11 protein-coding genes are annotated in these 13,549 nt (G+C 70.5%); 6 read left to right on the forward strand and 5 right to left on the reverse strand.

All coding sequences use genetic code 11. The annotated features are described in order from the left end of the window. Positions 1-26: 26 nt before the first annotated feature. The 4 genes from AJAP_RS42560 to AJAP_RS24640 all read left to right on the forward strand — a co-directional run bounded on the left by AJAP_RS42560 (position 27) and on the right by AJAP_RS24640 (position 5,854). The gene (locus AJAP_RS42560) at positions 27-2,798 is read left to right on the forward strand and encodes an FHA domain-containing protein (protein WP_228694577.1); all 2,772 of its coding nucleotides are present in this window, start codon (positions 27-29) and stop codon (positions 2,796-2,798) included. Between the two features lie 190 nt (positions 2,799-2,988). Next, on the forward strand, positions 2,989-4,203 hold the full coding sequence (locus AJAP_RS24630) for a glycosyltransferase family 4 protein (protein ID WP_051972586.1): 1,215 nt from the start codon (positions 2,989-2,991) through the stop codon (positions 4,201-4,203). Beyond that, entirely contained in the window at positions 4,197-4,904 is a 708-nt protein-coding gene (locus AJAP_RS24635; RefSeq protein ID WP_037343981.1) for a class I SAM-dependent methyltransferase, read from the forward strand. Before AJAP_RS24630 ends, AJAP_RS24635 begins: the two co-directional genes overlap by 7 nt. Beyond that, the gene (locus tag AJAP_RS24640; RefSeq protein ID WP_038515562.1) at positions 4,901-5,854 is read left to right on the forward strand and encodes a prenyltransferase/squalene oxidase repeat-containing protein; all 954 of its coding nucleotides are present in this window, start codon (positions 4,901-4,903) and stop codon (positions 5,852-5,854) included. The genes AJAP_RS24635 and AJAP_RS24640 overlap by 4 nt, the downstream gene beginning before the upstream one ends. Before the next feature lie 61 nt (positions 5,855-5,915). Here AJAP_RS24640 and whiA read toward each other — a convergent pair whose 3' ends face one another. From whiA to uvrC, 4 genes are read right to left on the reverse strand one after another with little or no spacing between them, the layout of a single operon-like run. Further along, on the reverse strand, positions 5,916-6,905 hold the full coding sequence (gene whiA / locus AJAP_RS24645) for a DNA-binding protein WhiA (RefSeq protein WP_005152315.1): 990 nt from the start codon (positions 6,903-6,905) through the stop codon (positions 5,916-5,918). After that, positions 6,896-7,900, reverse strand: coding sequence for a gluconeogenesis factor YvcK family protein (locus AJAP_RS24650; RefSeq protein WP_051972587.1), 1,005 nt, complete (start codon positions 7,898-7,900; stop codon positions 6,896-6,898). Before AJAP_RS24650 ends, whiA begins: the two co-directional genes overlap by 10 nt. After that, positions 7,887-8,744 carry an RNase adapter RapZ gene (gene rapZ, locus AJAP_RS24655; protein WP_034311885.1) on the reverse strand — a complete coding sequence of 286 codons (858 nt, stop codon included), beginning with the start codon at positions 8,742-8,744 and terminating at the stop codon, positions 7,887-7,889. Before rapZ ends, AJAP_RS24650 begins: the two co-directional genes overlap by 14 nt. A 50-nt stretch (positions 8,745-8,794) precedes the next feature. Then, complete coding sequence (gene uvrC / locus AJAP_RS24660) at positions 8,795-10,747, reverse strand: excinuclease ABC subunit UvrC (RefSeq protein WP_073846985.1); 1,953 nt, start codon at positions 10,745-10,747, stop codon at positions 8,795-8,797. A gap of 249 nt (positions 10,748-10,996) precedes the next feature. Between uvrC and AJAP_RS24665 the strand changes: the two genes are divergently transcribed. Next, entirely contained in the window at positions 10,997-11,734 is a 738-nt protein-coding gene (locus tag AJAP_RS24665) for a S1 family peptidase (protein WP_038515567.1), read from the forward strand. 97 nt (positions 11,735-11,831) lie between these two features. Continuing rightward, the gene (locus tag AJAP_RS24670) at positions 11,832-12,611 is read left to right on the forward strand and encodes an exodeoxyribonuclease III (protein WP_038515568.1); all 780 of its coding nucleotides are present in this window, start codon (positions 11,832-11,834) and stop codon (positions 12,609-12,611) included. A 489-nt stretch (positions 12,612-13,100) separates the two neighbouring features. Here the strand turns inward: AJAP_RS24670 and AJAP_RS24675 are convergent, their stop codons facing one another. Beyond that, positions 13,101-13,544, reverse strand: coding sequence for a PH domain-containing protein (locus AJAP_RS24675; protein WP_037344534.1), 444 nt, complete (start codon positions 13,542-13,544; stop codon positions 13,101-13,103). Positions 13,545-13,549: the final 5 nt, after the last annotated feature.

Genomic DNA, 13,549 nt, shown 5'->3' on the forward strand with positions numbered 1-13,549 from the left:
CCGCCCGATGAGACAAAGTGATCTCCGTGGGAGAGCGGAGGTCGTTGGTGGTCGCGTCGCAATGCGACTCACTGAACCTTCTCTCGTTCCTCCCCGACGCGGGCCATCAGGTCTCGACGGCCCTGCTCGACCCCGAGATCGGCGGCTGCGTCCCCGCCCTCGAAGACGGTCGCGGCCTGCTCGTCGACCCGACGATGGTCGAGCTGGACGACGCGCTGGTGGAAGCCTTCGAGCGCGCGTCGGAAGACGAGGCGACGCTCTTCCTCTCACTCGTCGGGCACGGCGAATACGCCGACGACGACTTCTACTTCCTCACCAAGGACACCGGGTTGCCGGTGGACAGCCGCCGCTCCTTCCTGTTCGCGCAGCGGATCAAGGAACTCCTCGGCCGCTACTCGATGCTCGACGGGCTGGTGATCCTGCTCGACACCTGCCACGCCGGTATCGGGGCGAGGCAGGCGGGTCAGCGCTGGCTGCGGATCGTCGGCGAGGCGGGCAAACGGTTCGACCTGCTCACCGCCTCGGACGACCGGGTCGCCGCGAACGGGTGTTTCAGCCGGTCGCTGGTCTCGGTGCTGAGGACGGGGCACGCGGAGTTCGGCGAACGCGTCCGGTGCGCGGATCTCAAACGCGTGATCACCGGCCTGTGCCCGGCGCAGACGGCCGTCCACCTGGGTTTCGACGGCACCCGCGAGGTCGCCGAGGCCGACCAGGGGCTGTGGCTCGCGCTGAACTCCTCCCCCGCCTGGCGGCGTTCGCCGCTGGCGGGCAACCCGGCCGCGCCCACGATCGAACGGCTGACCGCGCATTACCAGCCGGATCCGAAACTCGGCGAGATCGTCGGGCAGCTGCTCACCGGCGCCCGGCTGGTCGCGATCACCGGCGAGGAGGGGGCGGGGAAGTCGACCATGCTCGCCGCGCTCGCCCGGCCGTCGGTGGCCGGATCCTATGTGCCGCCCGACTTCCTGCACGCCGTGCTGTTCGCGAGCCGTGGCGACACGGCCGAGCGGCTCGCGAGCGAACTCGCCCGTCAGTTGCGGCGCACCGTTCCCGGTTTCGCCGAAGCCGAGCAGGCGCACCGGGCCGGTCTCGACGACGCGGGCCGGAGCGGTGCGAGCGCTTTCGATCTGGCGCTGCTCGGTCCGCTGCGAACTCTCGCTCCACAATGGACCGGAGCCCCCGTGCGGATCGCGATCGACGGGCTCGACGACCTCGATCCCGATGTCCGGGACCGGCTGTGCGGTCTTCTCCGGAGCCTGTCGACGGCACCGGAGCTGGCGCTGATCAAGACGGTCGCGACCACGCGGGATCCGGCGCGGCTTCCGCCCGCGGTCGAGGTCTGCCTGGTGATGGCGGGCGGTTTCGAGCCGCCCGACGGCTGGGGACGGCCTGCCGTCGACCCGGCTCCCGTGGTGCGGGAACCGGAGGACAGCGGGGACTGGGGCAGCGAGCCCGGCTACGACACGGGGTCGCCCACCTCGCCGAGGATCACCCCCGCCACCCTGATCATCGACGTCCCCGGACAGCCGCCCGCCCACCACGAACTGTCCTTCGGGCTCACGACGCTCGGCCGCAGCAGGAACGCCGCGGTCCGGCTCGGGGACTCGCGGGTGTCCCGGCTCCACTGCAAGATCCGCTGGGACGGCACGGACGCGTGGCTGACGGACCTCGACTCCGCCAACGGGACCTTCGTCAACGGACAGCGGGTGCCGAGCGCCCGGCTGGCGCACGGTGACATGCTCCGGCTCGGCGATTCGACGGTCACCTTCATCAGCGTCGCGCAGGAGGACGCCGACGTCGAGCAGGGCACCGGTGCGGTGGCCTCGCCGCGGCCCGGCCACGCCGTCCTGCTGGAACTGCTGGGTCTCGCCGCCTCCCGCGGGCCCATCCCGATCTCGATCCTCACCGCGGTGAGCGCGGCGGCGGGCGGCCCGGACCGGCGGGTGCGCGTCCGCGATTTCCTGGCCGGACTCGGCGACTCGGTCAGCCGGACGCGGGCGGGTCTCGACGACGAAACCGTCCTGTGGACCGGGGAGCCGCCCGTTCTCTCCCCCGACGCGGCGGCCCGGCTGCGCGCCCGGCTGGCGGCGACGACCTCGGAGGTGCCACTCGTGGCCGGAGACGACGAGCCGACGCTAGAACAGAGCTACGCGGCGGCCAACGAGGCCGAGCACTTCTGGCTCGCCGGGCTCCACGAAGACGCCTTCGCCGCATTGGAGCGACGGGCGTCCCACATCCCCGTCGAGAACCGGGAACGCTGGGCGGCCTGGGCGAACCGCGCGGCCCGGGAGCTCGGCGACACCGACCGGATCACCTTGCGCTGCAAGGCACGGCACGCGACCTGGACCGGCAAGGCGGGCGACGCGGCCGGAGCGCTCGCCCGGTTCGAGGAGCTGCTGCCGATCGCCACGGCCGCCCTGTCGAGTGGCGACGAAGAGGTCTTGAGCATTCGCCACAACATCGGCTACCTCCTCATGGATCTCGGCCGCTTCGAAGAGTCCCGGGCGGCGTTCGAAGCCCTGGTCCGGGACGCCACCCACGCTCTCGGAGCCGATCATCGCGAGACGCTGCACGCCCGGCACCTACTCGCGGTGGCGACGGGCAAGACCGGGAACGGGGAGGAGTCCCTGCGCCTCTCCCAGGAGCTGCTGCCGCAGGCGAAACAGGCGCTGGGCGACGACGAGATCGTCAGCCACGTGCGGCACAACATCGCGTTCTGGAGCGCCGAAATCGAGCACCCCCCCCGTCGTTTCGGACTACCGGCGGCTCCTCGCCGAAGCGACGGGGCGGCTGAATGAGCGGCATCCCGACGTTCTCGATCTCCGGTTCGGCCTCGCGCTGGCCCTCGCCAAGGCGGGCCGGGTCACCGAGGCGCTCTCGACCTGGACCCTGCTGCTCGGCGATTCCGTCGAGGTCCGCGGCGAACGGCACGGCGAAACCCGGAAGATCCGCGAGCAGCTCGATCACTGGGGCACGCGGGAGTGAGCGGTGAGCGCCCTGCGCATCGCGCTCCTGACCTACCGCGGAAACCCGCGCAGCGGCGGTCAGGGCGTGTACGTCCGGCATCTGAGCCGCGAACTCGCCGCGCTGGGACATCGCGTCGAGGTGCTGTCCGGGCCTCCCTACCCGGAGGTCGATGAGGGCGTGCGGCTGACGAAGATCCCGGGCCTCGACCTGTTCGCGGAGCCGAACCCCTTCCGGACCCCGCGGCCGCGCGAGCTGCGCGACCTGCCGTCGTGGGTGGAGTTCCTCGGCATGCGCCGCGGCGGATTCCCCGAACCCCTCGCGTTCTCCCTGCGTGCCGCGCGCCATCTCGCGAAGCGCCGGGGCGAGTTCGACATCGTCCACGACAACCAGGGACTCGGCTACGGGATGCTCCACTGTGGACTGCCGACGCTCGCCACGATCCACCATCCCATCGCCGTGGACCGGGCGCTGAAACTCGCGACCGTCAGCGGACGGGAGGCGGCGCGGGTCGCGCGGTGGTACGGCTTCGTGGAGATGCAGCACCGCGTCGCACGGAGGCTGCCCGCGCTGACCGTGTCGCGGGCATCGCGTGCGGCCATCGGCCGGGAGATGGGTGTTCCGGAGGACCGGATCCACGTCGTCCCGCTCGCCGCGGACACCCGGATCTTCCGGCCGCGGCCCGAGATCCCGCGCGTCCCCGGCCGGGTCGTGGCCACCGCGAGCGCGGACGAACCGTTGAAGGGGCTCGAACATCTGCTGGCGGCGTGGGACCGGATCGAAGGCGAACTGGTGATCGTCGGCAAACCGAAGCCCGACGGGCCGGCGGCGCGGGCACTCGCCCGGCTCGGTCCCGGCGCCGACGTCCGTTTCGTCAGCGGGCTGACCGACGACGAACTCGCGCGGCTGCTGTGTTCGGCCGAAATCGCTTGCATACCTTCGTTGTTCGAAGGGTTCTCGCTGCCGGCGGCCGAGGCCATGGCCTGCGGGACACCGGTCGTCGCGACGACCGGCGGGGCGCTGCCCGAAGTCGTGGGGGACGCGGGGATCCTGGTGCCGCCGGGCGACGTCCCCGCCCTCGCGGAAGCGCTCACCAAGGTCCTCGGCGACGAACACCTGCGCGCCGACCTCGCGGCCCGTGGCCTGGCGACGTCGGGCGGGCTGAGCTGGCGACGCACCGCCGAGGAGACCGCCGCGCACTACCGGCGCGTCCTCGGCCGGGAGCGTGCGGAATGCTGACCGTCGATTTCGACCGGTTCCCCGTCGGCCCCGGCGACCGGGTGCTCGACCTCGGCTGCGGGGACGGCCGTCACGCGTACGAGGCTTACAAACGCGGCGCGGACGTGGTCGCCGCCGACCTCGACGACACCGCGCTCAAACACGTGCGGGACATGTTCGCCAACCTGGCAGAGGCGGGCGAGGCACCCGGCACGGCTTCGGCGCTGGCCGTCCGCGCGGACGCTCTCCGGTTGCCGTTCCCGAGCGGCTCCTTCACCCGGGTGATCGTCGCCGAGACCCTGGAACACATCCATGCCGACCGCGCGGTGCTCGCGGAGGCGAGCCGTGTGCTGGCGCCGGGCGGACGGTTGGTGGCGACCGTGCCGCGCTGGTGGCCGGAGCGGATCTGCTGGCTGCTCTCGGACGCGTATCACGAGGTCGAAGGCGGGCACATCCGGATCTACCGGCGCCGCGAGCTGCTCGGCAAGCTCACCGAGGCCGGGCTGCGGACAACCGGCGGCCATCACGCGCACGCCCTGCATTCGCCGTACTGGTGGCTGAAATGCGCGGTCGGCCCCGACGAGGAGCACCCCCTTTGCGCGCTGTACCACCGGTTCCTGGTCTGGGACATCATGCGGAGCCCCCGGCCGGTGCGGTTCGCCGAATGGGCGCTGAATCCGGTGCTAGGCAAGAGCCTCGTCGTCTACGCGCGCAAACCGTGAAGGCCACCGCCGCCACCATCGCGGCCGTGCAGTGGCGGGACGGCGGGATCCCCTGGGAGCCCGGCGGGCACCTCGATCCGTGGAATCACCTCGAAGCCGCGATGGGACTGGACGTCGCCGGGCTGGGGTCCGAGGCCGAAGCCGCGTACGAATGGCTGCTCCGCAACCAGCGCCCTGACGGATCCTGGGCGGCCCGGTACCGCGACGGCCGCGTCGACTTGTCCACTATGGACACGAACTTCACCGCGTACGTCGCGGTCGGGACCAGGCACCACTTCCTGCGGACCGGGGATCACGCCTGGCTGGACCGGATGTGGCCGGTCGTGGACAAGGCCGTCGACGCCGTCCTGCGGCGGCAGCAGCCGTCGGGCGCCATCTCCTGGCGCGACGGTCCCGAGGTCCGGCTGGTCGCGGGCTGCGCCAGCATCCACCACGCGCTGACGCAGGCGCTGGCGATCGCCTCCGTGCGGGGGCTGGACCGTCCACAATGGCGAGTCGCGGCGCACCGGCTGCGTACCGCCCTGCTCGGCGAGCCGGGGCTGTTCGCCGCGAAACCGCACGCGATGGATTGGTACTACCCGGTTCTGGGCTCCGTCGTCACCGGCGCCGACGCGGCGGAGCGGCTGGCGGCGGGCTGGGACCGGTTCGTCGAGCCCGGGCTCGGGGTGCGGTGCGTGCACCACGAGCCGTGGGCCACCGGCGGCGAGACGGCCGAACTGGCGCTCACCCTCGCCACTCGCGGTGACCGTGCCCGCGCGACTGAACTCCTCGCGTGCCTCGCCCGGCTACGCCACGATGACGGCTCGTACTGGACCGGCTATCAGTTCGCGGACGAGGAATTCTGGCCGGACGAACGCACCACGTGGACCTCGGGCGCGGTCCTTCTGGCGACCGCCGCCCTCGACGGCGACCCGGCCACCTGCGACGTCTTCGGCGAACACCGCGTTTAGTCCTCTGGATGCGGTCCTTGCACACGCAATTACCGCATTCAGAGGACTAAACGCGGGTGGGTCAGGCCTCGTCTTCTTCCAGCATGTCCGGGGTGACGGCCGATTCGGTGTCCGGAATGCCTTGTTCCTTCGCCTTTTTGTCGGCCATCGCCAGCAGGCGGCGGATCCGGCCGGCGACGGCGTCCTTGGTCATCTGCGGATCGGACAGCTGGCCCAGTTCCTCCAGCGAGGCCTGCCGGTTCGACAGCCGCAGCTTGCCCGCGGCGAGCAGGTGCTCCGGGGCGGATTCGCCGAGGATGTCCAGCGCGCGCTCCACCCTGGCCGCCGCCGCGACGGCCGCGCGGGCCGAACGCCGCAGGTTGGCGTCGTCGAAGTTCGCGAGCCGGTTCGCGGTGGCTCGCACCTCGCGGCGCATCCGCCGCTCTTCCCAGGCGAGCACGCTCGTGTGCGCGCCGAGCCGGGTCAGCAGGGCACCGATCGCGTCACCGTCGCGCACCACGACCCGGTCCGCGCCGCGGACCTCCCGCGACTTGGCCTGGATGCCCATCCGCCGGGCGGCGCCGACGAGCGCCAGCGCGGCCTCGGGACCGGGACAGGTGACCTCGAGCGACGACGAACGACCGGGTTCGGTGAGTGAACCGTGCGCCAGGAACGCGCCGCGCCAGGCGGCTTCCGCGTCGGCGACGCCACCGGACACGACGGCGGCGGGCAGCCCGCGCACCGGGCGGCCGCGCTGGTCGATCAGGCCGGTCTGCCGGGCGAGCCCCTCGCCGTCCTTGACCACCCGGACGACGTACCGCGTGCCCTTGCGCAAGCCGCTGGAGGAAATGACGTGCACGTCGGACTGGTGTCCGTACAGTTCGTGGATCTCCTTGCGCAGCCGCCTCGCCACCGAACCGGTGTCGAGTTCGGCCTCCACCACGACGCGGCCGGCCACGATGTGCAGCCCGCCCGCGAATCGCAGCATCGACGCGACCTCCGCGCGGCGCGGGCCGATCTTGGTGATCTCCAGCCGGCTCAGCTCGTCCTTCACGGCGGCGGTCATCGCCATCGCTGCCCCTCCATACCTTCAGCTCCTCCCCCGGTGAGACCGAGAGCGTCTCGCATACAGCCCGCGAGCGCATCAGGATCATGCCGCCCCGTCACGACCGGGTCAGCCACCGCCCCCAGCAACGCCCGCGCGCCCAGTCTCCCGGCCGCGTCCCGCAACCGGGCTGGTGAGGGCACCGAGTCCCGGTCCGCGATGACCGCGTCCACCCGTAATTCCGGGGCGTGTTCGAAGAGTACGTCCAAATGCTTCTCCGGCGAGAACCCCGCCGTCTCCCCCGGTTGGGGGATCAGGTTGAGGATCACAACCTTCGTGGCGTCCGTTCGGAGCAACGCGTCGTGCAGATCCGGCACCAGCAGATGCGGCAGCACACTCGTGAACCACGAACCCGGACCGAGGAACACCACGTCCGCGTCGAGCACGGCCTCGATCGCCTCGGCACAGCCACGCGGTGGGCGGTCGGCCTGCCCGGTCGGGTGAAGACTGATCCGGTGCACCTGCCCCGGGGTCGTCGCCACCGCCACCTGGCCGCGGATCCGCCGCAACGCCTCGGGATTCTCGGCGTCCAGCCCCGAAACCTCGCCCTGGATCTCCAGCGGTTCGGGTGACATCGGCAGAACCCGGCCGGAGATGCCCATGAGCCTGCTCGCCTCGTCGAGCGCGGCGACCGGGTCGCCGAGCACCTCGAACAACCCGGCCAGCAACAGGTTCCCGACCGCGTGCCCGGCGAGCGCGCCGTCACCGCCGAAGCGGTGCTGGAACACCTCCGCCCACAACGTCCCGCCGTCTTCGGCGGCGAACGCGGCGAAGGCCTGCCGCAGGTCGCCCGGCGGCAGCAGCCCCAGTTCCCGGCGCAGCCTGCCGGACGAGCCCCCGTCGTCCGCGACGGTGACCACGGCGGTGACCTGCGAGGTCACCCGGCGCAAGGCGGTGAGGGTGGCGTGCAGGCCGTGCCCGCCGCCCAGTGCCACCGCGCGCGGTGCGCTACTCGCGGCCAAGGTCGCGGTGCACCACCTTCACGGCCATACCGTCCTCATTGGACAGACGCTGGGCGAGCTCCTCGGAGATGGCGACGCTGCGGTGCTTCCCGCCGGTGCAGCCGACGGCCAGCGTCAGATACCGCTTGCCCTCGCGTTTGTAGCCCGCGCCGATCAGGCGCAGCAACTGGTGGTAGCGGTCGAGGAACTCGTCCGCGCCTTCCTGGCTGAGCACGTAGTTGCGGACCTCGCCCTCGAGACCGGTGTGGTCGCGCAGTTCCGGGATCCAGAACGGGTTCGGCAGGAAGCGGACGTCCATCACCAGGTCGGCGTCCATCGGCAGGCCGTACTTGTAGCCGAACGACAGCACGGTGACCCTGGTCTGCGTGCTCGCCTCGGAACCGAAGGCGTCCTCGATCTTGGCGCGCAGATCGTGCACCGAAAGCGACGACGTGTCGAGCACGAGGTCGGCCTCTTCCCGCAGCGGCTCCAGCAGCGTGCGCTCGGCGGTGATGCCGTCGGCGAGCCTGCCGTCGCCCTGCATCGGGTGGCCGCGGCGGACGGCCTCGAACCGGCGCACCAGCACCGCGTCGGTGGCCTCCAGGAACAGGACACGCGGCTTGTACCCGCGGGCGTCGAGGTCCTTGATGACCGAAGCCAGGTCGTCGGTGAACGCGCGCGAACGCACGTCCATCACCACGGCGACCTTGGTGATCGCGCCCCGCGCCTGCGCGCCGAGCTCGACCATGGTCGCGATCAGCTCGGGCGGCAGGTTGTCCACCACGAACCAGCCCAGGTCCTCCAGGCATTTCGCGGCGGTGCTGCGGCCGGCGCCGGACAGACCGGAAACGACCGCGACCTCCATCCCGGAACCGCGGCCTTCTTCTTGCGCACTCACAATGGTCCCTTCACCGATCACGTACTGGACTCCCCCGCCGCCGCGGCTGTCTCCCCTGCGAGTGCCGCGACGACCGCTTCGGCGGTGCGCCTGCCGAAGCCGGGCACCGCCTCGATCTCCTCTATCCGCGCTTCGCGGAGTTTCTTCACCGAGCCGAAATGCTTGATCAGCGCGGTACGACGAGCCTGCCCCAGCCCCGGCACACCGTCCAATGCGGACACCTGCATCCGCTTGGAGCGCTTCTCGCGGTGGTACCGGATGGCGAAGCGGTGCGCCTCGTCGCGCAGCCGCTGCAACAGATACAACGCGTCGGAGGTGCGCGGCAGGATCACCGGATCGGGATCGCCCGGGAGCCACACCTCCTCCAGCCGCTTCGCCAAGCCGACCACGGCGATGTCGGTGACGCCCAGTTCGGAGAGCACGTCCGCGGCGGCGGTGGCCTGCGGGCCCGCGCCGTCGACGACGAGCAGGTTCGGCGCGTAGGCGAACTTGCGCGGTTTGCCGGTCTCCGGGTCGATGCCCGGCCGGTCCGGATCGACTCCTTCGGCGTTTTCCTTGAGATACCGGGAAAACCGGCGGCGGACGACTTCGGCGATCGACGCGACGTCGCCTTCCTCCGCGGCCTCACGCAAGGCGAAGCGCCGGTACTCGGACTTGCGCGGGATACCGTCCTCGAACACCACGAGCGAGGCGACCACGTCGCTGCCCTGGATATGGCTGATGTCGACGCATTCGATACGCAGCGGCGCGGTTTCCAGCGCCAGGTAGTCCTGCAGTTCCGCCAACGCGGCCGAGCGCGCGGTGAGGTCGCCCGCGCGGCGCAGTTTGTGCTGGGTGAACGCCTCTCCTGCGTTGCGTGTCACGGTTTCGGCGAGCGCGCGTTTGTCGCCGCGCTGCGGCACCCGCAGGCTCACCCGAGACCCTCGCAGCCCGGAAAGCCATTCGCCCAGGGCTTCCGCGTCGGCGGGCAACTCGGGGACGAGCACCTCGCGCGGCACCGGCGAGCCGCCGTCGGGATCGTCCGCGCGTTCGGCCTGTTCGCCGTAGAACTGCGTGATGAAGTGGTCGACGAGATCCTTGACGTCCATCTCTTCGGCCTTGTCGATCACCCAGCCGCGCTGCCCGCGGACCCGTCCGCCGCGCACGTGGAAGACCTGGACGGCGGCTTCGAGCTCGTCGTGGGCGAAGGCGACGACGTCCGCGTCGGTGCCGTCGCCGAGCACGACCGCCTGCTTCTCCATCGCGCGCCGCAGCGCGCCGAGATCGTCACGCAGCCGCGCGGCTCGCTCGAACTCCAGCTCTTCGGACGCTGCCGCCATTTCCTGTTCCAGACGGCGGATCAGCGCGTCGGTGCGGCCGGCGAGGAAGTCGCAGAAGTCCTCGACGATCTCGCGGTGCTCGTCGGCGGAGACCTTGCCGACGCACGGCGCGGAGCATTTCCCGATGTAGCCGAGCAGGCACGGCCTGCCGATCTGGCCGTGCCGTTTGAAGACGCCCGCCGAGCAGGTGCGCGCCGGGAAGACCCGGAGCAGCAGATCGAGCGTTTCGCGGATGGCCCAGGCGTGCGCGTACGGCCCGAAGTACCGCACGCCCTTCTTGCGCGCGCCGCGATAGACGTGCAGGCGCGGGTACTCCTCGTTCATCGTGACGGCGAGGACCGGGTAGCTCTTGTCGTCGCGGTACCGGACGTTGAACCGCGGGTCGAACTCCTTGATCCAGTTGTATTCGAGCTGGAGCGCCTCGACCTCGGTGCCCACGACGGTCCACTCGACGCTCGCCGCCGTCGTCACCATCTGGCGGGTGCGCGGGTGCAAGCCCGTGATGTCGGCGAAGTACGAGTTCAGCCTGCTTCGGAGGCTTTTCGCCTTGCCGACATAGATGACCCTCTTCGTGGCGTCACGAAATTTGTACACGCCAGGGGCGTCCGGGATGCTCCCCGGCGAGGGACGGTAGGTGGTCGGGTCAGCCACGTCGACAAGCCTATGGGGCACCACCGACAGTCTTACGAGGCCCCGTCCTTACGCGCGGTCCGGTCAACCCTTCGAGTGGCCATTCCCACCATCCGGTCCATCTTTCACCACGCATACCGACCTAAGTCGGGTCTTCCGCCGTAACCGACGTTCGTTGGTTCCTAGCGGGTGAATCGGTTGATTACTTTCCGTCCCAGTTCCACTTCATTCGGTTCTTCGTCAGATGACGCTCGAAAGGACTCCTGCACCGTGAGCCGTCTTCGTACGCTGGGCGCCGCCACCCTCGCCGCCGCAGCCCTCACCATGACCGCGGGCGCCGTCGCCTCCGCGGGCACCCCCACCGGTGTCCAGCCCAACATCGTGGGCGGCGGCACCGCCCCCACCGTGAGCTGGGGCGCCCAGGTCTACGTCAACACCCCGGGCCGTCAGTGGGACGGGTTCAACTGCTCCGGCAGCGTCATCGCCCAGCGCTGGGTCCTGACCGCCAAGCACTGCCTCGACTCCGACGGCACCGGCATGCGGGTCCGCGTCGGCAGCAACCAGCTCCAGGGCGGCCGTGAGATCGCCGTCGACCGCAAGGTGTCCTCGCCCGCCGGCTCCGACATCTCGCTGCTGCACCTGGCCTCCGACGCCGGCGTCACGCCGATCACCCTGGCGAGCTCGAACCCGTCGGTCGGCAGCACCAACCAGCTCTACGGCTGGGGCCGCGAGACCCCGACCGGCCCGCCCGCCTCGGCGCTGAAGGTCGCCAACGTGCGCGTCAGCGGCAGCTCGACCGACGCCTACGGTGGCCCGGCCATCCAGAGCGTCGGCATCAACGGCTCCGCGTGGAAGGGCGACTCGGGCGGCCCCCAGGTCTCCAACGGCGTCCAGGTCGGTGTCGCTTCGACCGTGCAGAACCAGAGCGGCTCGAACATCCGCGGCACCAACAACTACGGCAGCGTCGCTTCGGCCCGCTCCTGGATCCGCTCGACCACCGGGGTCTGACCTCCACCCCGGCCGGGGCCCCTGCCGCGACGTGACCCGTCGCGGCAGGGGCCCCTTTCACGTCGGAGTGTCGGTGGGGTGTGGGACGCTCGCGGGCATGCGGATCGCGACCTGGAACGTGAACTCGATCGGGCCCCGGCTGCCGAGGGTGCTGGAGTGGCTCGGTTCGGCCCAGCCGGACGTGCTGTGCCTGCAGGAACTCAAATGCGGCACCGACGCCTTCCCCTTCGACGCGGTGAAGGAACTGGGCTATGAGACGGCGGCGTACGGCATCGGACGCTGGAACGGCGTCGCGATCCTGTCGCGCGTCGGGCTGGAAGACGTGACACGCGGGCTGACCGGCGAGCCCACCTTCGAGGACAAGACCGACGCGCGGGCCATCGGCGCCACCTGCGGCGGGCTGCGGCTGTGGTCGGTGTACGTGCCCAACGGGCGCGACCTGGAGAACCCGCACTACGGCTACAAACTCGCCTGGCTCTCCGCGCTGGAGGCGACGGTGCGGGAGGAGCAGGCGCGCGGCCTGCCGTTCGCGGTGCTCGGTGACTTCAACATCGCGCCGACCGACGCGGACGTCTGGGACATCGGCGTGTTCGCCGAATCGACGCACGTGACCGAACCGGAGCGGAAGGCGCTCGCCGCGCTGCGGGACCTCGGACTGTCCGACGTGTTCCCTCGGCCGCTGAAGTACGACCACCCGTTCACGTACTGGGACTACCGGGCCGGGAACTTCCCGAACAACAAGGGAATGCGGATCGACCTCGTGTACGCCGACGCCGTCGTGGCCGGCGCGGTGACGGATTCCTATGTGGACCGTGAGGCGCGGAAGGGGAAGGGGCCTTCGGACCACGCGCCGATCGTGGTGGATCTTTCGCTCTGAACGCGCGTTTTCGGGTGCCGGATGTCATGAAAGGGTCGTTCAGGACGTTTTTCGTCCCGAACGACCCTTTCATGACACTTGAGTGAGCCCGGCGAACGCCGCCTGCCCCGGATGCCAGGAACGGTCCTTTCCTGGCAAATTTTGCCAGGAAAGGACCGTTCCTAGCACCTGAAGGAGCCGGAGAGCGGCGTCAGCCTCCCTTGGCCCAAGTCCGTGAAGGCCTCCTTGAGGGACTCTGGGTCCCTCAAGGAGGCCTTCACGGACTTGGGAGGCGCCACATGCGCCCCACCTGCACCAGCAGTCACAGCGGCCGCGCGTGAAGGGGCCCTTCCCTCGGCTCAGCCGAGGAAAGGAGTCCTTCACACCTTCCCAAGTACATGAAGGCCCCCTTCCTTGCGCTAGACGCAAGGAAGGGGGCCTTCACGTACTTGCCACACCTAAGGATCGCATTCAGAGGACGAAACGCGGTCGGTCGGGAAAAGGCGAGCGTCAGCCCTCCCAGGCCGCCTTGTGCAGCCGCCGCAACGCCCGCACCGCCGCCACCGCGCGTTCCCGATCAACGGCCTGCACGGCCATGACCGAGTAGTACTCGTCCTCCGGCAGCTCCAGCCGGGCCCATGAGGCGCCGTCCGGGAAGCTCACCGAGAGCACCTCGCTCCACGCGAACTTCTTGGTCATCAGCACGTTCCGGACCTCGATGCCGTCCGCGTCGGCCTTCACGCGCGCGGTCGCGAACAGCATCGTGCCCGCGGCGAGCAGGACGCCGATGCCGATCATCGCCGCCTGGTCGGACGGCTGGAAGATCACGCCGGTGTCCGAGCCGCGCAGCAGCACCGCGACGACCACGAACGTCGCCAGCAGGATCACCGCCAGCACGGAGCACATCACCAGGGCGCGGCGGGGCCGCACCACCACGACCTCGGACTCCGTCATCACAT

Origin of the sequence: Amycolatopsis japonica (genome assembly GCF_000732925.1) — a bacterium.
Classification (GTDB): Bacteria; Actinomycetota; Actinomycetes; order Mycobacteriales; family Pseudonocardiaceae; genus Amycolatopsis; species Amycolatopsis japonica.